This is a genomic window from Microbacterium sp. AISO3 (assembly GCF_002204305.1).
Lineage (GTDB): Bacteria > Actinomycetota > Actinomycetes > Actinomycetales > Microbacteriaceae > Microbacterium > Microbacterium arborescens.
This window is the reverse complement of the sequence record NZ_NHRF01000002.1, coordinates 340968-363852: the sequence shown is the minus strand read 5'-3', so window position 1 is coordinate 363852 and position 22885 is coordinate 340968. Positions and strand designations below refer to the sequence as shown.

Sequence of the window (22885 nt, the reverse complement as noted above, 5' to 3'; positions counted from 1 at the left end):
GTCGTCACCCGAGGGCGGACTCCGCAGGGCCAACGCCCCGACGGGTCGATTATTCCCGGGGGTGCGGACACGGCGCCAGCGTTCGCCCCGGGGCGATCAGCGCGGACGCGCATGATGGATCACCAGAGACGGGCGATGTCCCAGAGGTCCGTCGTCGCCGGGTCGCTCGGGCGGTGGCCCGGCGCCCGCTCGCGGAAGTCACGGACCAGCTCGCCCACCCGGCGGCGGTACTCGGGATCGGGGTGGGTCGCGGCGATGCGCACGAGCGGCGGGACGTCCATGTCGAGCACGAGGCGCACGCGGGCCGCGGCGGCGTCGCGGGCATCGGCGGAGTCGAGGACGGCGAGGCCCGATCGCAGCGCCTCGAGATAGTCGGTCAGCACCGGCAGTTGCGCGCGGTGCTGGGTGATCGACGATCCGTCGGCGCGTTCGCGCCAGTGCACGACGACGTCGGGGATCACGTCGAAGGCGCGGGCGCGCGTGTACATCTGCTGCGCCACCAGCTGGTCCTCGTACAGCCGGTTCTCGGGGAAGCGCAGGCGGTGACGACGCCAGAACTCGATGCGGCTCGCTTTGGACCACGCGACGATGTTGCCCGAGGCCTCCGGATGGTCCGCGAGGGTGACCCCCATGCGTGCCGGCTGCGTGGATGCCGCGACCCAGGGCTGCACGGGGCCCGGTACGTAGCCCTCGTCGGTCGGTCGCAGCCGGACGTACGCGCCGGCGACGAAGTCGGAGCCCGATGCGTCGAGCGTGCTGACCCACCGCTGGAGCGCCGAGGCGGTCAGGACGTCGTCGGCGTCGAGGAAGGCGACAAACGGAGTGTCGACGAGATCGAGCCCGGCGTTCCTCGCGGCCCCCAGGCCGACGGGACGGTCGTGTGCACGCACACGGAACCGCTCGTCGGATGCCGCCGCCGCGGCGAAGATGTCGCCGGTCGCGTCGCGCGAACCGTCGTCGATCAGGATCGCGGTCCACTCGACGAGGGTCTGGGCTCGAAGCGACTCCAGGGCCTCCTCGGCATAGGGGGCGACGTCGCGGCCGGGGACGATGACGGTGACGACGGGCGGGCTCACGACCCCGATCGTACTGCCGAGACGGCGTCGGCCACGGCTCCGGCGAGCGCCGACGCATCGGGCGGCGCTGTGCGATCGAAGCTGAATCTGACCGCGGTGCGGGCGTCGTCGGGGTGCATGCCCATCGCGGTCAGGACGTGCGAGGGCTCGTCGCTGCCCGCGGCGCAGGCCGACCCGCTGCTCGTGACGATCCCGCGCCGTTCCAGCTCGAGGAGCACGGCCTCGCCCGAGGTCGCGGCGAACGTGAAGGAGGCGAGGCCGGGAAGCCTCCGATCCGGGTCGCCGGTGACGCGCGCGCCGGAGACGGTGTCGAGCACGCGAGCCGTGAACGCGTCGCGCGCGGCGGTGGCACGCGCAACGGCGTCGTGGCGCTCGCGCTCGGCGAGTTCGAGCGCGACGGCGAGCCCGACCGCCCCCGCGACGTTCTGCGTGCCGGAGCGCCGGCCGCGCTCCTGACCTCCGCCGTGCAGCACGGGTTCGAGCGGAAGCCGGCCGCGCACGCCGAGGACACCGATGCCCTGGGGTGCGCCGATCTTGTGCCCCGCGATGGAGAGGGCCGAGGCGCCGGTGCCGGAGAGCGGCAGCCAGCCGGCGGCCTGGACGGCATCCACGTGCAGCGGCACCGACGGGAGGGCTCGTGCGATCTCGGCGACATCCTGGACGGTGCCGACCTCGTTGTTGGCATAGCCGACGCTCACGACGGCGGTGTCGTCGCGCACGGCCCGCGCGACGGCATCCGGGGTCACGCGCCCTGCGGCGTCGACGGGAAGGACGTCGACCTCGTATCCGTGGATCCGCTCGAGATGACGGCAGACGGCGAGCACCGAGTCGTGCTCCACCGCGGTCGTGACGATGTGGCCGGGGGTGCGGCCTCGGGCCCCGAGCGCGATGCCGGCGATCGCGAGGTTGTTCGCCTCCGTGCCGCCGGAGGTGAAGACGATGTCACCCGCGCGCATGCCGAGCACTGTCGCGGTGCGGCGGCGGGCGTCCTCGAGCGCTCCAGCTACGTCCTCGCCGACCGTGTGGACGCTCGAGGGATTGCCGAATCGTCCCGTGAGGAACGGGGCCATCGCCTCGAGCACTTCACGGCGCACCGGACCGCCCGCGGCGTGATCGAGGTACAGCATCAGTGCGCGTCGACGATGAGATCGAGGCCGAGGTCGAGGGCGGGTGCGGAATGCGTGAGCGCTCCGACCGAGATGATGTCGACACCGGTCTCGGCGATCGCGTGCACGCTCTCGAGGGAGACCCCGCCCGACGCCTCGACGCTCGCGCGACCGCCGACGAGCGCGACACCGCGGCGCAGGTCATCGAGCGAGAAGTTGTCGAGCATGATCGTGTCGACGCCCGCCGCGAGCACGGGCTCGATCTGGTCGACCCGATCGACCTCCACCTCGACGTGGGTGGTGTGGGGAAGTCGAGCCATCGCCCGCTGCAGCGCTTCGGTCAGTCCGGTGCCGTCGGCGGTGATGACGCCGAGGTGGTTGTCCTTGAGCATGACGGCATCCGAGAGGGAGAACCGGTGGTTGTGGCCGCCGCCGTCCCGGACGGCCTGCCGCTCGAGCGCGCGGAGCCCCGGAGTGGTCTTGCGCGTGTCGGTGATCCGCGCCCGGGTGCCCGCGACCGCGTCGACATAGCGGCGTGTGAGCGTGGCGATCCCGGACATCCGCTGGGCGAGGTTCAGGCCCACCCGTTCGGCGGTCAGCACCGCGCGAGCCGGCCCGCGCACCGTCGCCAGCGTGTCGCCGGGGCGGATGCGCGCACCGTCGGGAACGTCGATGACGACCTCGCACCCCGGGTCGGTGAGTGCGAAGGCGGCCGCGAACACCGACACACCGCTGAGGACGCCGTCGACGCGGGAGACGAGCGCGGCTGTCGCGCGTGCGGAGGCGGGGATGAACGAGCTGCTGGTGAGATCGCCCCAGGGGGCGTCCTCGTCGAGGGCGGGGCCGACGACGGAGGCGATCTGACGGGCGGTGAGCATCATGCGACCTTCTCGGGCAGGACGGCGGACGTGAGGGCGGTGTCGACGAACGGGGCGGCAGATGCGTCGTCGCGACGGTGGTGGGCGCCGAGCGACCGAGGCCGTCCGAGAGCGGCCGCGGTGAGCGCGCGGGCCACCAGCAGCAGGTTGGCGTCCTCGTGCTCGCGGCGCGAGCGGGGTGGCGCTGCGGCTTGCGTCCACGCGTCGAGAGCGCCGAGCGCGAGGCCGAGTCCGGCGGCATCGCGCTGCAGGCCGACGTGCTCCCACATCAGCGTCTGCAGTGCCTCGCGGCTGAACGGTTCGCTCGTCGGGGTCCGCCGGGGGACCGCCGACGCGGCCGCCGGCGTTCGAGTCGACTGCGCACCGCCCGGCCAGACGGGAGCCGTCCGTCGCGCGGCACCGGTGATCGCGTCGGCCGCGCGCGTGCCGAACACGACGGCCTCGAGCAGCGAGTTCGACGCCAGCCGATTGGCTCCGTGCACGCCGGTGCGCGCGACCTCGCCGACCGCGAACAGGCCGTCGAGGTCGGTCCGGCCGTCGAGATCCGTCGCGACGCCGCCCATCAGGTAATGCGCGGCCGGAGTGACGGGAACCGGATGCCGCGCCCAGTCCCACCCGCGCGCTCGTACGGCCGCATCGATCGTCGGGAAGCGGGCCGCCAGGAAGGCCGCCGTCGCCGACGGCGTCTCGCGGAGCCTGGTGGCATCGAGCAGCACCGGCCGCCCCTCCTGACGGGCCATCGCGCTCGCGATCGCGCGCGCCACGACGTCTCGTGGAGCGAGCTCCGCGTCGGGATGCGCCTCGACGCAGAAGCGGTGCCCGCGCTCGTCGACGAGGACGGCGCCCTCGCCGCGCACGGCTTCGGACACCAGCGTCCCGTCCGTCAGTGCGGTGGGGTGGAACTGCACGAACTCCAGGTCCGCGACGGTCGCTCCGGCGCGTAGGGCGAGGGCGACCCCGTCGGCCGTCGCGACGGCTGGATTGGTCGTATGCGCGTACAGCTGGCCCGCCCCGCCGGTGGCGAGGACCACCGCATCCGCCGTCAGCGTGTCGGTGCGTTCACCCGAGAGGACACGCACCCCGCGCACCGCCCCGTCCTCGACCACGAGGTCGGTGACGAACGAATCGGTGCGGATGTCGACGGGTGCTGCGTTCAGCGCCCGGTTCAGCGCCCGCTGGATCGCGTCGCCGGTTGCGTCGCCGCCGGCGTGCAGGATGCGCGGAACCCGGTGGGCTCCCTCGAGTCCGAGGCGCAGCGCTCCGCTGTCGTCGCGATCGAACGCGACCCCGATCGCCTCGAGCGCCCCGACGGCGTCCGGACCCGCGGACGCGAGCACGCGCACGGCGTCGCGCTCGCCGAGGCCCGCCCCGGCGCGCAGAGTGTCGTCGACGTGGGCGAGCACGGAGTCGCCCACGGCGGTCACCGCGGCGATGCCGCCTTGCGCGTAGGCGGTGCTTCCCTCGCCGAGGGACCCCTTCGTGACCAGTACGACCTCGCAGCCGGTGCCGGCCGCTCGCAGGGCGCACATCCCGCCGGCGAGGCCCGAGCCCACGACGACGACCCGGCGGGTCACGGCCGAGCCGCCAGCATCCGTTCGAGCGCGGCGCGCGCGGGAACCGCGACGTCGTCGGAGACCTGGATGCGGTTGGGCGTCCGCCCCGCGCGCAGCTCGTCGAGGACCCACGCGAGGTAGCCGGGATGGATCCGGTACATCGTCGAGCACGGGCACACCACGGGGTCGAGGCAGAAGATGCGGTGCTGCGGGTACTGCGCGGCGAGCCGCTGGACCAGGTTGATCTCGGTGCCGACCGCGAAGACCGAGGGCTCGGTCGCGCCGTCGATCGCGCGGCGGATGTACTCCGTCGAGCCCGCCTCGTCTGCGGCGTCCACGACCGGCATCGGGCACTCGGGGTGGACGATGACGCGGACGCCGGGGTGTTCGGCGCGGGCGCGCTCGATCTGATCGACGGTGAAGCGGCGGTGGACCGAGCAGAACCCGTGCCAGAGGATGACCCGTGCGTCTCGCACGGACGCTTCGTCGTTGCCTCCGAGCGGCCGCCGAGGGTTCCACATCGGCATCCGGTCGAGGGCGACCCCCATCGCCTTCGCCGTGTTGCGGCCCAGGTGCTGGTCGGGGAAGAAGAGGACGCGCCGCCCCCGGGCGAATGCCCACTCGAGCACCGCGCGCGCGTTCGATGAGGTGCACACGATGCCGCCGTTGCGGCCGACGAAGCCCTTGATGGCCGCGGACGAGTTCATGTACGTGACCGGGATCACCGGAAGCAGTCCCTCGGCATCGGGCTCGTCGAGGGCGCCGTAGATCTCCGCGAGCTGCTCCCAGCACTCCTCGACCTCGTCGATCGAGGCCATGTCGGCCATCGAGCACCCCGCGGCGAGGTTCGGCAGGATGACGGCCTGCTCGCGCTGCGACAGGAGATCGGCGGTCTCCGCCATGAAATGCACCCCGCAGAAGACGATGGCCTCCGCTTCGGGGTGAGCCTTCGCGGCCTCCGCGAGCTGGAACGAGTCGCCCACGTAGTCGGCATGCCGAACCACCTCCTCCCGCTGGTAGAAGTGCCCCAGCACGACGACGCGGTCGCCGAGGGCGGCCTTCGCGTCGGCGATCCGGTCGTGCAGCTCGGCCTCGTCGGCAGTCCGGTAGTACTCGGGGAGCTCGCCCTGGCGCGGCGCTCCCGCCGGGATGACGTCGCCCATCGACGATCCCGGGCCGTACCCGGGCCGCGTGTCGAAGCTCCAGGGTCCCGCGGCGAGATCGGTGGTGCACGTCTGGGCGGTCGACGCCCCGGCGACGATCGCCTGGATGCCGTGGTCGACACTCGGGTCGATGGGTCGCGGCGACAGTGTGAGCGGAGATGTGGTCATGCGCGTTCCTTCATCGGGGGAGCGGGCCGCGGTCGGCGAGCTCGACATCGTGGTTGTAGCGGTACAGGCGGGCGGGCCGGTGGCTGCCGGTGCGGAACTCGCGTGTCGGGATGAGGGTGCCCGACCCCTCGACCTGACGGCGGAAGTTGGCCGGGTCGAGACGCTTACCGCCGATGGCCTCGTAGACCTCGCGAAGCTCGGCGAGGGTGAACAGATCGGGGAGCAGCCCGTGCGCGATACGGCTGTAACCCACCTTGTTGCGCAGCCGCCACAGCGCGTACTCGATGATGCTGCGGTGGTCGAACGCCAGCTCCGGCAGGTCGGCCGTGTCGAACCAGGCGACGTTCTCGTCCTCGGGAAGCGGTGTCGACGCGACGTCTTCGCGCACGAGCGCCCAATAGACGATCGACACGACCCGCGAGGGGGAGCGTCCGACGTCGCCGAAGACGTAGAGCTGCTCGAGATAACTCGGGGTCAGCGCCGTCGTCTCGGCGAGGGTCCGGGATGCCGCGGCCTCGAGGTTCTCCGACACGTCGAGCCATCCGCCGGGAAGAGCCCACTGCCCGGCGTGGGGGTCGCGCGTGCGGCGAACGAGGGGGAGGACGACGGACGGGAGATCCTCGCCACCGTGTCGGAGGCTGAAGATGACCGTCGACACGGCGACTCGGATGTCGTCGTGGGCGGCCTCGCCGTTACTTCGTGTCATTGTGACCCTAACTGTACGCAACGATCTTATAGTCATGGCGACACGAACGGCAAACCGGGGGACTCACAGCGGGAGCACGTACGCTGTCAGCCGTTCCCGAGGAGGTCCTGTGCTGCTGGTCGACGTCATCGTCGTGATCCTCCTCGTCGGCTTCTTCGCCATCGGCGTCACGCGAGGCCTCGTCGCGATCGCGGGATCGCTCGCCGGGCTCGTGATCGGCTCGCTCCTCGCCGTCTGGGCCGTTCCCCTCATCGCGCCCGGTGTCGCCGACTGGGAGTACCGATCGCTCGTGCTCGCGGTGTGCGCCATCGCGATCATCGTCCTGTGCACCGCGCTCGGCACGGCGATCGGGGCCGCCCTGCGCCGCGGGGTCGACCGGGCCAAGCTTCGTGTCCTCGACCGCATCCTCGGGGCCGGTGGTGCGACGATCGCGGGCGGTCTCGTCCTCCTGCTCGGCGCCGGCGCGGTCACGGCGAGCGGCATGCCGCTCGTCGCCACAGCCGTGGCCTCGTCGCGCGTGCTCTCCTTCATCGACGGCCTCACCCCCGACCCGGTCGACACCGCGCTCGCCGAGGTGCGCGGGTTCGTCATCGACGAGGGGATCCCGCGCATCGGCGAGCTGCTGCGCCCCGAGGTGGAGCCGACCGCCCCCGCGGTCGCGCTCGACGACCCCGAGCTGCAGCGTGCCGCGGCATCCGTCGCCCGCATCAGCGGCACCGCCTACGCCTGCGGCGTGTCGATGACCGGTTCGGGCTTCGTCGCCGCCGACGACCTCATCGTGACCAACGCGCACGTCGTGGCGGGCGTCGACACGCCCGTCGTCGAGCTCCCCGGCCGCGACGCGCGCGAGGGGCGCATCGTCTACTTCGACCCGGTAGACGATCTCGCCGTCATCGCCGTGTCCGATCTGGGGGCGACACCGCTGCCGGTCGTCCCGCCGGTCGCGGCCGGCGCAGCCGTCGCCGTCCAGGGCTATCCGCTCGGTGGCCCGTTCACGAGCGGTGCCGCCTTCGTTCTGTCGGTCGGCTCGGCGCCGGTCCCCGACATCTACGACCAGTCGAGCACGCCCCGCGAGATCTACGCGCTCGATGCCGATGTCAGGCCCGGCAACTCAGGCGGGCCGCTGCTGACCGACGCCGGTGACGTGGCCGGAGTCGTGTTCGCGCGCGGTGCGGATGACGAGCGACGCGGATACGCGATGACGACGACGGAGTTGCTGCCCGTGCTCGCGGGCGTCTCGGCGGATGCTCCCGCCGTGCGCGCCGGGAGCTGCACCCGCTGACCGGCGGGCGGTGCTCACCGCCTGCGCGTTCTCGCGAGCGGTGACGCTATGCTGATCGCGCAACTGAAGACAGGCCGCATGACGCACGCGGGAGAGCCCCGGAGCAATCCGGGCACCGAAGGAGCAAGCCTCCCCGCCAATCTCTCAGGTCCGCGTACCGCGCGCGTCCGGCCGCTCTGGAAAGCGATCCTCTCGGGGATCCGCCGACGGTGAAAGCCGGGTTCGCCCGGTGAAACTCTCAGGCCCAAGACAGAGGGGGAGTTCCGGATGCCGCAGCCGTGGCAGCCGCCCGCCCGCAACGGGAGAACTCATGTCAGATCCCCGCTCCACCGTCCTGCACCATCGTCACGCTGCCCTCGGCGCGTCGTTCACCGACTTCGGCGGCTGGCTCATGCCCGTCCGCTACACGTCCGACCTGGCCGAGCACCACGCCGTGCGCACCGCCGCCGGACTGTTCGACATCTCGCACATGGCCGAGTTCGAGGTGACCGGGTCGGTCGCCGGCGAATGCCTCGACGCGGCACTCGCCGGGGCGATCTCGACGATGCGCGTCGGGAAGGCGAAGTACTCGCTCGTCCTCGCCGACGACGGCGGCATCATCGACGACGTCATCGTCTACCGCCTCGGCGGCGAGCGCTTCCTGATCATCGCGAACGCCGGCAACCGCGCGGCGGTGTGGGCCGCGCTGCAGGAGCGGGCCGAAGGCTGGGATGCCGAGGTCCGCGATCTCACCGACGACTACGCCCTCCTCGCCGTCCAGGGCCCCGCCGCGCTGGCCGTGCTCGAGGCCACCCCGGGTCTCACGACGCCCGGACTCGCACTCGCGGACACGCGCTACTACGCGTGGACGGCGGGCGAGTTCGCAGGCGAGCCCCTGCTCCTGGCGCGCACCGGGTACACCGGCGAAGACGGGTTCGAGCTGATGATTCCGGCCGGTGCGGCCGAAGCCCTCTGGGACGCCCTGCTCGCGGCCGGGGCGCCGCTCGGGCTCGCCCCCGCGGGACTCGCCTCGCGCGACACGCTTCGGCTCGAGGCCGGGATGCCGCTCTACGGACACGAGCTGTCGCTCGACGTCGCTCCCGCACAGGCGGGCCTCGGCCGCGTGGTCGCCGCCGACAAGGGTGCCTTCGTGGGGCGCGAGGGCCTGGCCGCCCGCGCGTCGACGTCGGCGCCCGTGCTCGTCGGTCTCGTCTCGGAGGGCCGCCGCGCCGGCCGTGCGGGCTACGCCGTCCTCGGCCCCGACGGCGAGCGCGTCGGCGAGGTCACGAGCGGCGCCCTGAGCCCGACCCTCGGGCATCCCATCGCCATGGCTTACGTCGCACCCGAACACACCGCACCGGGTACCGAGCTCGGTCTCGATGTCCGCGGCACCCGCATTCCCGCCACCGTCACCACGCTGCCGTTCTACCGGAGGAAGAAATGACCGATCTCGACGCCCTGAAGTACACCGCCGAGCACGAGTGGGTCGCCCTCTCGGGCACCACCGCGACCGTCGGCATCACCGATTACGCCGCGGAGAAGCTCGGTGACGTCGTGTTCGTCGATCTCCCGGCCGTCGGCACGGCCGTGACCGCCGACACCGTCTGCGGCGAGATCGAGTCGACGAAATCCGTCGGCGAGCTCTACGCCCCGCTCAGCGGAACAGTCGTCGACATCAACGAGGCCGTCGTCGACGATCCCTCGCTCGTCAACGCCGGACCGTTCGGCGACGGCTGGCTCGTTCGCATCGAGATCGAGCCAGCCGATGCCGACGCGCTGCTCGACCGCGCCGCGTACGTCGAGCTCACCGGCGGAGAGCGATGACCTCCGCTTTCGCCGCCCGTCATATCGGCACCGACGGCGCCGCCCAGCAGCGGATGCTCGACGCGCTCGGCTATCCCGACGTCGACGCGCTGCTCGCGCGAGCCGTACCGGCAGCCATTCAGGTGGGTGCGATCTCCGACAGCGTCATCCCGGCGGCGGTGCCCGAGCACGAGGCACTCGCGGAGCTGCGGGCGATGGCGTCGCGCAACCGTCCGGCGCGGTCCATGATCGGCCTCGGGTACTACGACACCTTCACGCCCGCCGTCATCCAGCGCAACGTCCTCGAGAACCCTTCCTGGTACACCGCATATACGCCGTACCAGCCGGAGATCTCGCAGGGCCGTCTGGAGGCGCTCATCAACTTCCAGACGATGGTCACCGACCTGACCGGGCTCGCGACGGCGAACGCGTCGATGCTCGATGAGGCCACGGCCGTCGTCGAGGGCATGCTCGTGGCTCGTCGGGCGTCGAAGTCGCGGAGCAACGTGTTCCTCGTCGACGCCGATGCGCTGCCGCAGACGAAGGCGCTGCTCGGACATCGCGCCGAGGCGCTCGGGATCGAACTGCGCGAGATCGACTTCGCCGACGCCGCCCCGCGCCCGTCCGACGAGCCGGTGTTCGGGGCGTTCGTGCAGTACCCCGGCGCGTCCGGCCGGGTGTGGGACCCCAGCACGGTCATCGGCGAGGTGCAGGCCGCCGGCGGTCTCGTCGTCGTCGCCGCGGATCTGCTCGCGCTGACCCTGCTGCGATCACCCGGTTCGCTCGGTGCGGATGTGGCCGTCGGCACGACGCAGCGTTTCGGCGTACCGATGGGCTTCGGCGGCCCGCACGCCGGGTACATGGCGGTGCGCTCCGGTCTCGAGCGGCAGCTGCCCGGGCGCCTCGTGGGCGTCTCGGTCGACGCCGCGGGCGACCCGGCGTACCGGCTGTCGCTCCAGACTCGCGAGCAGCACATCCGGCGCGAGAAGGCCACGTCGAACATCTGCACCGCGCAGGTGCTGCTCGCCGTGATGGCATCGATGTACGCCGTCTACCACGGGCCGGACGGGCTGCGGGGCATCGCTCAGGCGGCGGCCGGCCACGCGGCGCTGCTCGCCGAGTGGCTGACGGAGGCCGGCGCAGAGGTCGCGCACCGGTACTTCTTCGACACCCTGACCGTCCGGGTCCCGGGTCGGGCCGGCGCGGTCGTCGCGGCCGCGCGCGAGCTCGGCTACCAGCTGTGGCTCCGCGACGGCGACACGGTCGGCGTCTCGGTCGACGAGACGACGACCACGACCGACCTGCACCGGATCGCGCAGGCGTTCGGTGGGCCCGACCAACGCGCGTTCGCCTTCGTCGCCGGCCGGGCGTGGCCGGAGCGGCACGCCCTGCCGGGGCTGCTGCGCGAGGACGAGTACCTCACGCATCCGGTCTTCAACAGCCACCACTCCGAGACGGCGATGATGCGCTACCTCAAGCGCCTCGCCGATCGCGACTACGCGCTCGACCGCGGCATGATCCCGCTCGGGTCGTGCACGATGAAGCTCAATGCCGCGACCGAGATGGCCGCGGTGACCTGGCCGGAGTTCGCACGGGTGCATCCGTTCGCGCCCGCCGACGACGTGCGCGGGTACCTCGACCTCGTCGAGCAGCTCGAGGCCTGGCTCGCCGAGGTCACGGGCTACGACACCGTGTCGCTGCAGCCCAACGCCGGCTCGCAGGGCGAGCTCGCCGGGCTCCTCGCGATCCGCGGCTACCACCGGTCACGCGGCGACGACGACCGCACCGTCTGCCTCATCCCGTCGTCGGCGCACGGCACGAATGCGGCATCCGCCGTGCTCGCCGGGATGCGCGTCGTCGTGGTGGCCTGCGACGAGGCCGGCAACGTCGATCTCGACGACCTGCGCGCGAAGATCGCGCAGCATGCGGAGACCCTGTCGGCCCTCATGATCACCTACCCGTCCACCCACGGCGTCTACGAGCACGAGGTGCTCGCCATCACCGAGGCGGTGCACGCGGCGGGCGGGCAGGTCTACGTCGACGGTGCGAACCTCAATGCGCTGCTCGGCTACGCCCGCTTCGGCGACCTCGGCGGCGACGTCTCGCACCTCAACCTGCACAAGACGTTCGCCATCCCGCACGGCGGCGGCGGACCGGGTGTCGGTCCCGTGGCGGCCAAGGCGCACCTCGCGGCATTCCTGCCGTCGCATCCGTTCGCGCAGCGCGCGGAGCACGCCGGCGGCTTCGTGTTCGAGGGTGGTCCGGTGTCGGCGGCGCCCTACGGTTCGGCGTCCATCCTCCCGATCTCCTGGGCGTACGTGCGCATGCTGGGCGCGCGCGGCCTGCGCGATGCGACCGGCGCGGCTGTCCTCGCGGCGAACTACGTCGCGGTGCGGCTCCGCGAGCACTACCCGGTGCTCTACGCGGGCGAAGGAGGTCTCGTCGCGCACGAGTGCATCCTGGATCTCCGTCCGCTGCGCGAGCGCACCGGCATCACCGTGGACGACGTCGCGAAGCGACTGATCGACTACGGCTTCCACGCGCCGACGATGTCGTTCCCGGTGGCGGGAACACTCATGGTCGAACCGACGGAGTCGGAGGATCTCGCCGAGATCGACCGTTTCATCGAGGCGATGGTCGCGATCCGCGCCGAGGCCGACCGGGTGGCTGCAGGGGAGTGGCCCGCCGACGACAATCCGCTGGTGAGCGCTCCGCACACGGCTGAGGCGGTCGTGGCGTCGGAGTGGGCGCATGCCTACTCGCGCGAAGAGGCGGTGTATCCCGTGCGGTCCCTCGTCCGCGGAAAGTACTGGCCGCCCGTGCGCCGGATCGACCAGGCCTACGGCGACCGCAACCTCGTGTGCGCCTGCCCGCCGCCGGAGGCCTTCGCATGAACGGCCGTCCGCTTCGCGAGAGCGCACCGTCCCGTCGAGCACTCATCGTCTAACGTGTGTGCTCGACGGCGGGGTACGTTCTCGATGCCACCAGAGGGTCAGAAGAGTCCGGGCCACCACGCCGCGGCGAGCGGATAGCCGATGAACGCGATGAGGTCGATCACGACGTGCGCGATGACGAGCGGCATCACTCGGCCCCAGCGGTGATAGACCCATCCGAAGACCACGCCCATAGCGATGTTCCCGAAGATCGGACCGACGCCCTGGTACGCGTGATAGGCGCCGCGAAGCGCCGCCGTGGACAGAATGATCGTCCAGGTGCTCCAGCCGAGCCGGCGCAGCCGGTCGAACAGGTAGCCGATGAAGATGACCTCTTCGGTGAGGCCGGCCCGCAGCGCCGCGAGGGCGAGGAGCAGGATGGCCGTCCACCCGCCGTCGAGCGGCGCGGCCCCCACCTGGACGGTGATCCCCAGTGCCCGTCCGAGTGCGTACAGCCCGAGGCCCGGAACACCGATGATGACGACGAGCAGGATGCCGGTGCCGGCATCCTTTCCGAACAGCCGGAAGTCGAGGCCGATCCGGCGCAGCGCCGAGCGGCCCGGCTCCCAGAGGAAGTAGATCGCCAACGCGACGGGCGCGAGGTTGAAGAGGTTCGAGAAGACCTGCGACACCACCTGCCACGGGTCGACGGTCGCTGCACCGGGATTGAGCGAGGTCGACTGGTCACCGAGGCTCACCGGGCTGGTCACCGCCTCGAGGAACGACAGCACCGAGAAGAACGCCGACCGGCCGACCGAGAGCGCCAGAACGAGGGCGATCTCCCACCACAGCCGGGTCCGTGACACGTGCGTCATTCTTCCTCCCGGGTCGATGTTAAGCCGGGGGACGGCGGCTCATGGGCGGCGGCGTTTGCGCGCGGGGGTCTCGGTCGCCAGGACGTGCTGCAGCGGCTCGGGATCGGCGAGGCGGCCGATGGCGAGCATGGTCTCGACGCGGTCGATGCCCGGGATCGGCCAGACCTGCTCGACGAGCAGGCGCTGCAGATCGGCATGGTCGCGAACACGGAACCGCGCCATCAGGTCGTAACCAGCGGCGAGGACGATGACCTCCGTCATGGCGTCGATCGCCTTCAGCGCGGTCAGCACCGCCGCGGCGTCGGCGTTCCCGGTCAGCCGTAACGGCATCACGACGAGCATCGGATATCCCAGCGCCGCCCAGTCGAGCTCGATCGTGTGCCGGCGGATGACGTGCCCGCGTTCCATCCGCGCGATGCGCTCTGCGACAGCCGGAGCCGACATCCCGACGTCCGCCGCGATGCTGCGCATCGACGCACGGGCGTCCTCGTGCAGGCGATGCAGGATCCGCCGATCGACGTCGTCGATCTCGAGGACCTCGCGCTCGGGTTCGAGCAGCGAGCGCAGGTGCGCTGGATCGGTCGTCATGCCCCTCCCCGGGGTGTGTCGGCGAAGCCGCTGCGTTCGAGCTCTCGGAGGACGTCGAGGGTGAACTGGACGTGGTCGAGGAAGTCTTCGACGTAGCCGTGCTCATCGTAGCCGTGCATGTTCCCGGCCGGTCGCAGGGTACCGGTGGGGGAGATGATGGGGGCTCCGAGGTACTCGAGGAACAGGGCGCCGGGACCCGCTCCCGTCATCACGTCGTAGACGACCGCGTCGGCGCCGAAGGCATGCCCGGCGGCGCGCACGACGGCCTCGCCGAAGGCGGACTCGACCGGAGAGTACGCGGGCGCGAGGGCGCGGATGACGGATACCGAGATGTCCGGATGCCGTGCGGCGAGGTGGGCGCGGACGGCATCCACCACGCGCTCCGGCTGCATCCCGGGGACGAGCCCGAAGCGCACGCGTGCGGACGCCGACGCCGGAATGCTCTGCCGCACGCCCTCGTCGAGGTCGAACCCGGAGAGACTCACCGACGGCTCGAAGACGAACCGCGTCGAGAGCTCCGCGTCCGTCCCCGGCAGATAGGGCGACACGCCGTCACGCGCGATCGAGGGTCCGGGCAGGGTGATGTCCGCCGTGCGGCGACGTGCGCGCTCGTCGGGGACGAGAGCCTCATCCCGCACACCGGCGACGGCGATCCGGCCGTCGTCGGTGCGCATCGACGAGATCGCCCCCATCAGCTCGAGCGGTGCGGAGCGCAGGATCGAGGAGTACGACGGATGCTGCGCCGCGGCGAGGATGTCGAGCGACAGCTCGATCTCGAGCGAGCCCCGGCATCCGAACCCGACGGCGGGGCGCCCGTCTTCCTCGCGGAGGTAGCTCTCCCACAGGCACGCGTCGGCCCGCAGCTCGGCCGCGTGCGCGGCGAGGACCGCGTCCAGGCCCGGGCTGCCGATCTCCTCGCACGGGTCCGCGAGGTAGATGACGCCGAACGGAGTCCGCCCGTCGTGGTCCTCGATCCAGAGGCGAAGCGAGGCGAGACGGCCCGCCACGTCGGCCTTGTCGTCGCACGCGCCGCGCGCGTACATCGCACCGTCCCGGATCTCGGCGGCGTACGGCGGCGAGGTCCAGCGCGACGGATCGCCCTCGGGCTGAACGTCGTAGTGGTTGTACAGCAGCAGCGACGCATCGCTCGCTCCGGCTCGGAAACCGACCACGACGGGACCATAACCGGGGATGTCGTAGCGCACGACGCGGTCCATCAGCGGCGCGAGGCGCTCCTCGATCCAGTCGGCGGCCGCTGCGATCGCGTCGAGGCGACCGGCGACTGTCGGGAACCGGCACAGTTCCCGCCAGCTCGCGACGATCTCGTCGGCGCGGTCGTCGATCCGGGCGTCGCGCGCCATCCTCACTTGCCCCGGGGCAGCGAGACGGGCACGAGGTCGTAGGGGTAGTCCGAGATGAGCTCGTAGCCGTCCTCGGTCACCAGCACGATGTCCTCGAGGCGAACGCCTCCGAAGCCCTGGCGGTAGCAGCCCGGCTCGATGGCGATGACGTCACCGGCCACGAGGACGGCATCGTTCTGGTTGAGGCTCGGCGGTTCGTGCACCTCGAGCCCCACGCCGTGTCCGAGCGAGTGGAAGTACCCCTCGTCGAGCACCTCGCCCGGCTTCTTCGTCAGCTGGGTCGGCTGGCCGGCGGCCTCGATGGGCTCGCACGAGATGCGGTGCAGCTCCGCCACCGGCAGTCCCGGACGGATCGCCGCGAGCGTCGCGTCGAACGACTTCTTGACGATGTCGTAGTAGAAGGCGAGCTCGTCGTCGATGTCGCCCTTGACGAAGGTCCGGGTCATGTCCGAATTACCGCCCGAGGCGATGTCGCGCGGGCAGATGTCGACCGTGACCGGCTCACCTTCGAAGATCTGACCCGATCCGGCGTGGTGCCCGATGCACGTCTGGGCGCCATGGGCGACGATCATGCCCGCGTCTTCGCAGCCGTTGCGGAGGAAGACCGACCGGATGCGGTCCTTGAGGTCCTCGCAGGTCAGGGGTGCGCCGTCGAGCAGAAGACCGCCGTCGGCGTCGACGGTGGCGCGGTGCATGGCATCGGCGACGAGCGAGACGCCCGCCTCAGCGGCGACTTGCGCGCGGCGGATGCCGGCGAGCTCGTGCGGAGTCTTCACGCGACGGCGCTGCACGAACAGGTCGCGGTCCACGCGGACCTCCACCCCGTTGGCGCGCAGGTGGTCGGCCACCTCGAGGGGGAAGGTGGGCGGCACTGCGGCGTGTGTCACGCCGAGCTTGCGGCAGGCGGCGACGAGAGTGGAGAGCTCCGCGAGGTCGGGGTCCTGGCCGGCGGCGCGGAAGTCGTCGAAGCCGAGCTCGTCGAGGGGGAACACGGTCATACCCGGCACATCGCGCATGCGCGCCGCCTCGAGCGACTTGATGGCCACGTGCGGCGCGCCGTCGACCTCGATGTAGAGGAACGGGTCGTGCACGTCGTGGGGGATGACGTGGCGCATGTCGGCGGCCAGCGTGCTCGCGTAGATGAGGATGGCGTCGTCCACCACAGCGGCTCTCCTTCGGTCGTGGGCTCCGGTGGGATCCGGAACGACTCGACCTTACATCAGCGAGGTGATCACGCCCGCGGACCTTCCTATCGAAAGCGTGGGTGGGCTCTCGTGGGTGAAGTGGAAGGTGTGCGCGGATGGTTGCGATCGGATGCCCGGCATCCCGGTTGACGCACCGCGCAGAGGCCGAGGCTCACCCGGTGCACGATGACAACCCCACGGGCGCGATTGTTGCCGACATGTAACGGTTTGGGCCTGGATGCGGTCACAGGGCGGGAGCGCGCTTATCGTCGGGGGTATATCCCGTGCTCCGGACACCGGTGTGTCCTTGCCGCCGTCGACCGTGAGCGCGTACCCGTCACCCAGGAGGAAACATGTCGAGACGACGTTGGGGAGTCGGCGCTATCGCGCTGGTGTCCGCCGTCACGCTCACGCTGGCCGGTTGCTCGGCCGGCGGCGACAGCAACACGGGCGGGGGCTCCAACGCCTCCGCGATCATCACCACGAACGGCACCGAGCCGCAGAACCCGCTGCTGACCTTCGGCACCACCGAGACCGGCGGCGGCCGCATCCTCACCTCGATCTACGCGGGCCTGGTCAGCTACAAGGCTGACGGCACGATCGAGAACGAGGTCGCTTCCTCGATCGAGAGCGATGACAACGTCGTCTGGACGATCACCGTCGCCGACGGATGGAAGTTCACCAACGGTGAAGAGATCACCGCTCAGACGTTCGTCGACACCTGGACCGCCGGTGCTCAGGATGAGAACGGCGCGTACTGGTTCTACACGATCGAGGGCGCGTCCGACGACGGCAGCACCGCACCCACCGGCCTCGCGGTCGTCGACGACATGACCTTCACGGTCACGCTCAAGGCTCCCGACGCGGACTTCCCGCTGCGCCTCGGCTACACGGCTTACATGCCGCTGCCGTCCGTCGCCTTCGAGGACCTCGAGGCGTTCGGCGAGAACCCCGTCGGCAACGGCCCGTACATGCTCGACGGCGAGGGCGCATGGCGCCACAACGAGGGCATCGACCTCGTTCCGAACCCCGACTACAAGGGTGTGCGCGAGGTCGAGAACGACGGTCTGAACATCGTCTTCTACACCTCTCTCGAGTCGGCCTACGCCGACGCGCAGGGCGGCAACCTCGACGTGCTCGACACCGTGCCCGACACTGCGTTCGCGACCTACGAGACGGACTTCCCGGAGCGTTCGGTCAATCAGCCCGCTGCGATCTACCAGGGCTTCAACATCCCCTTCTACCTGCCGAACTTCGGCAACGACGAAGAGGGTCAGCTGCGTCGTGCGGCGATCTCGATGGCGATCAACCGCGAGGAGATCACCGACACCATCTTCCAGGGCACCCGCACGCCGGCCACCGACTTCACGTCGCCGGTCGTCGAGGGCTGGAGCGACGACCTGCCCGGGTCCGAGGTCCTCGAGTACAACCCGGAAGAGGCGAAGGCGAAGTGGGCCGAGGCCGAGGCGATCAGCCCGTACGCCGGACCGTTCACCATCACGTACAACTCCGACGGCGGCCACCAGGCCTGGGTGGATGCTGTCGCGAACAGCATCGCCAACACGCTCGGCATCGAGGCGGTCGGTTCGCCGCAGCCGACCTTCGCCGCGGCGCTCGACCTGCGCACGAGCGGCACCCTCACCGGTGCCACCCGCGCCGGATGGCAGGCGGACTACCCGTCGCAGGGTAACTTCCTGTCGGCGCAGTACAGCACCGGCGCCAGCTCGAACTACGAGGGCTACACCAACCCCGAGTTCGACCAGCTGCTGACGCAGGCCGCATCGGCTCCGTCCATCGAGGACGCGGCCGGCCTGTACGAGCAGGCACAGGAGATCCTGATGCGCGATCTGCCCAGCGTTCCGCTGTGGTACCAGAACGCCGTCGGTGTCTGGGGCGAGGGCGTCGACAACGTCGTGTTCGGCTGGGACTCGGTGCCGCTCTACAACCAGGTCACCAAGGGCTGAGTTCGGCTCCAGGCGATCATCGAGTACGGTGTCCGGGGCGCGTTCGCGTCCCGGACACCGTGCTGACCGGGGCCCTCTCGCCCTCACTACCCGAACCCATTTAGGAACTATTCGTCGATGCTCTGGTTCATCGGTCGACGGCTGCTTCAGCTGATCCCCGTCTTCTTCGGGGCGACCCTTCTCATCTACGCCCTCGTCTTCCTCTTGCCGGGAGACCCGATCGCCGCCCTGTACGGCGAGCGTCAGCCGTCTCCCGCCGTCATCGAGGCGGTGAGGGCGCAGTACAACCTCGACAAGCCGTTCATCGTGCAGTACTTCCTGTACATCGGGGCGCTGCTGCAGGGTGACTGGGGCACGACGTTCTCGGGCCGGCCCGTCATCGACGTCATGGCTCAGGCGTTCCCGATCACGCTGCGGCTGGCGGTCCTCGCCCTCGCGATCGAAGCGTTCTTCGGCATCGTCGTCGGTCTCATCGCCGGCCTGCGCAAGGGCAAGCTCTTCGACGCCACCGCCCTGGTCGTCAGCCTGCTCCTCATCTCCGTGCCGACCTTCGTCATCGGCTTCGTCCTGCAGTACATCCTCGGCATCCAGCTCGGGTGGTTCAGAACCACGGTCAGTGCGGGTGCGCCCTGGAACGAGCTCCTCCTGCCGGCGATCGTGCTCGCGACGGTGTCGTTCGCGTACATCGTCCGCCTCACCCGTTCCTCCGTCGCGGAGAACCTCTCAGCCGACTTCGTACGCACGGCGACGGCCAAGGGCCTGAGCCGCCGTCGGGTCGTCACGGTGCACGTCCTGCGCAACTCCCTCGTCCCGGTGGTGACCTATCTGGGCGTGGATCTCGGATCGCTGATGGTCGGCGCGATCGTGACCGAGAGCATCTTCAATATCAACGGCGTCGGCGGCACGATCTATCGCGCCATCACGATCGGTGAGGGACCCACGGTCGTGTCCTTCGTCGCCATCATGGTCATCATCATCATGCTGGCGAACCTGCTCGTCGATCTCCTGTACGCCTGGCTCGACCCGAGGATCCGCTATGCCAAGTAATCTCCGCCGGAATCAGGAACACTTCGTCGCTCCCGAGGAGGAGACGCCGCTCCAGGCCATCGACGCCGTCTCGACCGATGACAAGCCGCGCACGGTCTGGAGCGACGCGTGGCAGTCGATGCGCCGTCGGCCCATGTTCTGGGTCTCCGCCGTGCTCATCGTGCTCATCCTCGTCGTCGCGATGTTCCCCGGGCTCTTCTCGCCCGTGTCGCCGACCGCGAACTGTCAGCTGGCCGACAGCAACGCCGGACCGCGTGCCGGACACATCTTCGGATTCACGCGCCAGGGCTGCGATGTCTACGCCCGCGTGATCTACGGCACGCAGTCGTCGGTCATGGTCGGCTTCATCGCGACGCTCATGGTGACGATCTTCGGCTCGATCGTCGGCGCCCTCGCCGGCTATTACGGCGGCATCCTCGACGCGATCCTGTCGCGCGTGGCGGACATCTTCTTCGCCATCCCGACCGTGCTCGGCGCCATCGTCTTCATGTCGGTCGTGCCCGACCGGACGCCGCTCGTCGTCGCCCTCGTGATCGCCGTCTTCGCGTGGCCGCAGATCGCTCGCATCATGCGCGGCGCGGTCCTGACGGCGAAGCAGGCCGACTACGTCGTGGCGTCCATCGCGCTCGGCGTCTCGCGCTGGCGCGTGCTGCTGCGCCATGTGCTGCCGAACGCGATCGCGCCCGTCATCGCCGTGGCCACGGTGTCGCTCGGAACGTTCATCGTCGCCGAGGCGACCCTGTCGTTCCTCGGCATCGGTCTGCCCGGCACGGTGATGAGCTGGGGCAACGACATCAATTCCGCGCGCCAGTCGCTCACCACGAGCCCCATGGTGCTGATCTACCCCGCCGCCGCCCTGTCGGTGACGGTCCTGTCCTTCCTCATGCTGGGTGACGTCGTGCGCGATGCCCTCGACCCGAAGGAGCGTGCGCGCCGATGAGCGACACCACGTCCTCGGATGCCACGCCGCTGCTGGACATCCGCAACCTCCACGTCGGGTTCCAGACGAAGGCCGGACTCGTCCCGGCCGTCCGTGGCGTCGACCTGACGATCTATCCGCGCCAGTCGGTCGCGATCGTCGGTGAGTCCGGCTCCGGTAAGTCCACGACGGCGCAGGCGATCATCCGTCTGCTGCCGGGCACCGGGCGCATCACCGACGGCCAGATCATGTTCGAGGGCCGCGACCTCGCGGCACTGTCGAACCGCGAGCTGCAGGCCGTGCGCGGAGCGCAGATCGGCTATGTCCCGCAGGATCCCATGTCGAACCTCAACCCGGTCCTGACCGTCGGGTTCCAGGTGCGCGAGGCCGTCCGCTCGAACCGCAGCGCGACCGGTCGCGCCGCGGTCCGCGATCGTGCCGTCGAGGTCCTCACCGAGGCGGGGCTGCCCGACGCCGCCGACCGGATGCGGCAGTACCCGCACCAGTTCTCCGGCGGTATGCGTCAGCGTGCCCTCATCGGAATCGGTCTGTCCGCGCGCCCGAAGCTCCTGATCGCCGATGAGCCGACGTCGGCCCTGGACGTCACCGTGCAGCGCCAGATCCTCGACCACCTGGGCACGCTCACCACCGACTTCGGCACCTCGGTGCTGTTCATCACCCACGACCTCGGTCTGGCAGCCGAGCGGGCCGAGCACCTGGTCGTGATGTACCGCGGTCGCGTGGTCGAGTCGGGTCCGTCGCAGGAGATCCTCGCCGATCCCAAGCACCCCTATACGAAGCGACTCGTGTCCGCGGCCCCGAGCCTCGCCTCACGTCGCATCCAGGCGGTGCGCCACCACGAGGACGTCGACGTCTTCGGTGCGGGGGAGCAGTTCCTCGCCCGCGCCGAGGAGCGCGAGGCCGAGGCGGAGGCGGTCGCTGCGCGCAGCGATTTCATCGACATCCGCAATGCGCGACGTGTTTACAAGGTGCGCACCGGCGGCCTCTCGTCCAAGCAGATCGTCGCGGTCGACGACGTCAGCATCCAGGTGGCGAAGGGAACGACGACCGCGATCGTCGGAGAGTCGGGGTCGGGTAAGTCCACGCTCGCCAAGCTCTTCCTGCAGCTGGAGCAGCTGACGTCGGGCGAGATCCACTTCGACGGCAAGAAGCTCGGCGGGCTCAGCCGCGCCGAGGAGCTCGCTTTCCGCCGCCGGGTCCAGCCGGTCTTCCAGGACCCCTACGGCACCCTCGACCCGCAATACAGTGTCGGCGACACGATCGCCGAGCCCATGCGGGTGCACAAGTTCGGCACCCAGAAGGAGCGGTCGGCGCGGGTACGTGAGCTGCTCGACCAGGTGTCGCTTCCGGCAGCGGCGAAGGATCGCTATCCGAGCGAGCTCTCGGGCGGTCAGCGTCAGCGCGTCGCGATCGCGCGCGCCCTCGCGCTCAAGCCCGACGTGCTCGTCCTCGACGAGGCGGTCTCGGCCCTCGATGTGCTGGTGCAGGGGCAGATCCTGAATCTGCTGACGGAGCTGCAGACGGAGCTCGACCTGACCTATCTGTTCATCACCCATGACCTCGCGGTGGTGCGTCTCGTGGCCGATAACGTCTCGGTCATGCGACGGGGGCGCCTGGTCGAATCGGCGACGACCGACGAGGTCTTCGACCGCTCGACCGAGGAATACACGCGCGAACTGCTCGCGGCCATCCCCGGCGCCGGATTCCAGTTCGGCGTCTGAGCCTCCGCAGTATGCGCAAGACCTACCGGCCGGCGTCGGCGACCATCGCGGTCGCCGGCGCCGGCCTGCTCGGCGTCTTCCTCCTCGGTGACGCGTTCGTCCGGGGCGGCGTCGTGCAGGGACTGCTGCTGGCCCCCTGGGTCCTCCTGGCGGTGTGGATCATCTACACGCTGCTCTACGCGCCGTTCATCGCGACCGACGAGAGCGCGATCGTCATAGCGAATCCGCTCAGGGTCACGCGTGTGCCCTGGCCGTCGGTCGTCGATATCCGATTGCGCTGGCAGGTCACCGTCGACACCGTCGATGGCCGCTCCATCTCCGCCTTCGGCGGTCCGTCACCCAGCAGGCCGTCCCGTGTCGGCCGTGGTGCGTGGTCCAGCGTCCGCGAAGAAGCGGAGCGGATGCCGACCGCCGTCCGCGAGCTCGAGGAGATCCGCTCGGCGTGGGAGGAGCACGCGCCCGAATCGCCGGACGACGCGATCACCGCCACGTGGAACCGCACGGTCCTGATGCCGCTCGCCGTCATCGTGCTGTGGGCGGCTGTCGCCGTCGCTTTCGGCGGCTGAACCCGGACCCGCGCTGCATCATCTCCCGGTGTGCGGGTTCCGGACTGCCTAT

The 22885-nt window shown here is 70.5% G+C and carries 19 protein-coding genes and 1 riboswitch; of the genes, 9 read left to right on the top strand and 10 right to left on the bottom strand.

What is annotated here, in order from left to right:
* Nucleotides 1-119 precede the first annotated feature (119 nt).
* Genes CBF90_RS04510 through CBF90_RS04485 form a run of 6 tightly spaced genes read right to left on the bottom strand, consistent with a single transcriptional unit; the run spans nucleotide 120 to nucleotide 6650 of the window.
* A complete protein-coding gene (locus CBF90_RS04510; protein ID WP_088380002.1) occupies nucleotides 120-1076 on the bottom strand; it encodes a glycosyltransferase family 2 protein in 957 nt (318 codons plus the stop codon).
* Nucleotides 1073-2203, bottom strand: a complete 1131-nt coding sequence (locus CBF90_RS04505; protein WP_064956503.1) for a cysteine desulfurase family protein — start codon at nucleotides 2201-2203, stop codon at nucleotides 1073-1075. The genes CBF90_RS04510 and CBF90_RS04505 overlap by 4 nt, the downstream gene beginning before the upstream one ends.
* Complete coding sequence (gene nadC, locus CBF90_RS04500) at nucleotides 2203-3060, bottom strand: carboxylating nicotinate-nucleotide diphosphorylase (RefSeq protein ID WP_088380060.1); 858 nt, start codon at nucleotides 3058-3060, stop codon at nucleotides 2203-2205. Before nadC ends, CBF90_RS04505 begins: the two co-directional genes overlap by 1 nt.
* Nucleotides 3060-4634 carry an L-aspartate oxidase gene (gene nadB, locus CBF90_RS04495; RefSeq protein WP_277921428.1) on the bottom strand — a complete coding sequence of 525 codons (1575 nt, stop codon included), beginning with the start codon at nucleotides 4632-4634 and terminating at the stop codon, nucleotides 3060-3062. Before nadB ends, nadC begins: the two co-directional genes overlap by 1 nt.
* A complete protein-coding gene (nadA, locus tag CBF90_RS04490) occupies nucleotides 4631-5944 on the bottom strand; it encodes a quinolinate synthase NadA (protein WP_088380001.1) in 1314 nt (437 codons plus the stop codon). Before nadA ends, nadB begins: the two co-directional genes overlap by 4 nt.
* 10 nt (nucleotides 5945-5954) lie before the next feature.
* Nucleotides 5955-6650 (bottom strand): NUDIX domain-containing protein, encoded by a 696-nt coding sequence (locus tag CBF90_RS04485; RefSeq protein WP_036304565.1) that lies wholly within the window; start codon nucleotides 6648-6650, stop codon nucleotides 5955-5957.
* Between the two features lie 109 nt (nucleotides 6651-6759).
* On the opposite strand from CBF90_RS04485, the gene CBF90_RS04480 reads away from it, so the two are divergent.
* From CBF90_RS04480 to gcvP, 4 genes are all read left to right on the top strand, one after another.
* Entirely contained in the window at nucleotides 6760-7932 is a 1173-nt protein-coding gene (locus tag CBF90_RS04480; RefSeq protein WP_088380000.1) for a MarP family serine protease, read from the top strand.
* A gap of 78 nt (nucleotides 7933-8010) precedes the next feature.
* A riboswitch (glycine riboswitch) is annotated at nucleotides 8011-8102 on the top strand.
* Nucleotides 8103-8242: 140 nt separating this feature from the next.
* Nucleotides 8243-9355 (top strand): glycine cleavage system aminomethyltransferase GcvT, encoded by a 1113-nt coding sequence (gene gcvT / locus CBF90_RS04475; RefSeq protein ID WP_088379999.1) that lies wholly within the window; start codon nucleotides 8243-8245, stop codon nucleotides 9353-9355.
* Entirely contained in the window at nucleotides 9352-9735 is a 384-nt protein-coding gene (gene gcvH / locus CBF90_RS04470) for a glycine cleavage system protein GcvH (protein WP_023950482.1), read from the top strand. The genes gcvT and gcvH overlap by 4 nt, the downstream gene beginning before the upstream one ends.
* The gene (gene gcvP / locus CBF90_RS04465) at nucleotides 9732-12608 is read left to right on the top strand and encodes an aminomethyl-transferring glycine dehydrogenase (protein ID WP_088379998.1); all 2877 of its coding nucleotides are present in this window, start codon (nucleotides 9732-9734) and stop codon (nucleotides 12606-12608) included. Before gcvH ends, gcvP begins: the two co-directional genes overlap by 4 nt.
* Nucleotides 12609-12706: 98 nt before the next feature.
* Here gcvP and CBF90_RS04460 read toward each other — a convergent pair whose 3' ends face one another.
* From CBF90_RS04460 to CBF90_RS04445, 4 genes are read right to left on the bottom strand one after another with little or no spacing between them, the layout of a single operon-like run.
* Nucleotides 12707-13453 carry a CPBP family intramembrane glutamic endopeptidase gene (locus tag CBF90_RS04460; RefSeq protein WP_237049178.1) on the bottom strand — a complete coding sequence of 249 codons (747 nt, stop codon included), beginning with the start codon at nucleotides 13451-13453 and terminating at the stop codon, nucleotides 12707-12709.
* Nucleotides 13454-13501: 48 nt separating this feature from the next.
* Entirely contained in the window at nucleotides 13502-14050 is a 549-nt protein-coding gene (locus CBF90_RS04455; RefSeq protein WP_023950488.1) for an Lrp/AsnC family transcriptional regulator, read from the bottom strand.
* Nucleotides 14047-15411, bottom strand: coding sequence for a M20/M25/M40 family metallo-hydrolase (locus CBF90_RS04450; protein ID WP_088379997.1), 1365 nt, complete (start codon nucleotides 15409-15411; stop codon nucleotides 14047-14049). The genes CBF90_RS04455 and CBF90_RS04450 overlap by 4 nt, the downstream gene beginning before the upstream one ends.
* 2 nt (nucleotides 15412-15413) lie before the next feature.
* Nucleotides 15414-16574, bottom strand: a complete 1161-nt coding sequence (locus CBF90_RS04445) for a Xaa-Pro peptidase family protein (protein WP_023950492.1) — start codon at nucleotides 16572-16574, stop codon at nucleotides 15414-15416.
* A 374-nt stretch (nucleotides 16575-16948) separates the two neighbouring features.
* Between CBF90_RS04445 and CBF90_RS04440 the strand changes: the two genes are divergently transcribed.
* The 5 genes from CBF90_RS04440 (at nucleotide 16949) to CBF90_RS04420 (ending at nucleotide 22833) form a co-directional block, all read left to right on the top strand.
* Nucleotides 16949-18559, top strand: coding sequence for an ABC transporter substrate-binding protein (locus tag CBF90_RS04440; RefSeq protein ID WP_023950494.1), 1611 nt, complete (start codon nucleotides 16949-16951; stop codon nucleotides 18557-18559).
* Between the two features lie 117 nt (nucleotides 18560-18676).
* A complete protein-coding gene (locus tag CBF90_RS04435) occupies nucleotides 18677-19606 on the top strand; it encodes an ABC transporter permease (RefSeq protein WP_023950495.1) in 930 nt (309 codons plus the stop codon).
* Entirely contained in the window at nucleotides 19596-20546 is a 951-nt protein-coding gene (locus CBF90_RS04430; RefSeq protein WP_023950496.1) for an ABC transporter permease, read from the top strand. Before CBF90_RS04435 ends, CBF90_RS04430 begins: the two co-directional genes overlap by 11 nt.
* Nucleotides 20543-22267, top strand: coding sequence for an ABC transporter ATP-binding protein (locus tag CBF90_RS04425; RefSeq protein ID WP_071918046.1), 1725 nt, complete (start codon nucleotides 20543-20545; stop codon nucleotides 22265-22267). The genes CBF90_RS04430 and CBF90_RS04425 overlap by 4 nt, the downstream gene beginning before the upstream one ends.
* Nucleotides 22268-22278: 11 nt before the next feature.
* A complete protein-coding gene (locus tag CBF90_RS04420; RefSeq protein WP_064956510.1) occupies nucleotides 22279-22833 on the top strand; it encodes a PH domain-containing protein in 555 nt (184 codons plus the stop codon).
* Nucleotides 22834-22885: the final 52 nt, after the last annotated feature.

Bases quoted from the DNA above. Each gene is read 5' to 3' on its own strand.
- CBF90_RS04505 (WP_064956503.1), bottom strand. From the start codon at position 2,203: ATGCTGTACCTCGATCACGCCGCGGGCGGTCCGGTGCGCCGTGAAGTG.
- nadC (WP_088380060.1), bottom strand. From the start codon at position 3,060: ATGCTCACCGCCCGTCAGATCGCCTCCGTCGTCGGCCCCGCCCTCGAC.
- nadA (WP_088380001.1), bottom strand. From the start codon at position 5,944: ATGACCACATCTCCGCTCACACTGTCGCCGCGACCCATCGACCCGAGT.
- CBF90_RS04485 (WP_036304565.1), bottom strand. From the start codon at position 6,650: ATGACACGAAGTAACGGCGAGGCCGCCCACGACGACATCCGAGTCGCC.
- gcvT (WP_088379999.1), top strand. From the start codon at position 8,243: ATGTCAGATCCCCGCTCCACCGTCCTGCACCATCGTCACGCTGCCCTC.
- gcvH (WP_023950482.1), top strand. From the start codon at position 9,352: ATGACCGATCTCGACGCCCTGAAGTACACCGCCGAGCACGAGTGGGTC.
- gcvP (WP_088379998.1), top strand. From the start codon at position 9,732: ATGACCTCCGCTTTCGCCGCCCGTCATATCGGCACCGACGGCGCCGCC.
- CBF90_RS04455 (WP_023950488.1), bottom strand. From the start codon at position 14,050: ATGACGACCGATCCAGCGCACCTGCGCTCGCTGCTCGAACCCGAGCGC.
- CBF90_RS04450 (WP_088379997.1), bottom strand. From the start codon at position 15,411: ATGGCGCGCGACGCCCGGATCGACGACCGCGCCGACGAGATCGTCGCG.
- CBF90_RS04440 (WP_023950494.1), top strand. From the start codon at position 16,949: ATGTCGAGACGACGTTGGGGAGTCGGCGCTATCGCGCTGGTGTCCGCC.
- CBF90_RS04435 (WP_023950495.1), top strand. From the start codon at position 18,677: ATGCTCTGGTTCATCGGTCGACGGCTGCTTCAGCTGATCCCCGTCTTC.
- CBF90_RS04430 (WP_023950496.1), top strand. From the start codon at position 19,596: ATGCCAAGTAATCTCCGCCGGAATCAGGAACACTTCGTCGCTCCCGAG.
- CBF90_RS04425 (WP_071918046.1), top strand. From the start codon at position 20,543: ATGAGCGACACCACGTCCTCGGATGCCACGCCGCTGCTGGACATCCGC.
- CBF90_RS04420 (WP_064956510.1), top strand. From the start codon at position 22,279: ATGCGCAAGACCTACCGGCCGGCGTCGGCGACCATCGCGGTCGCCGGC.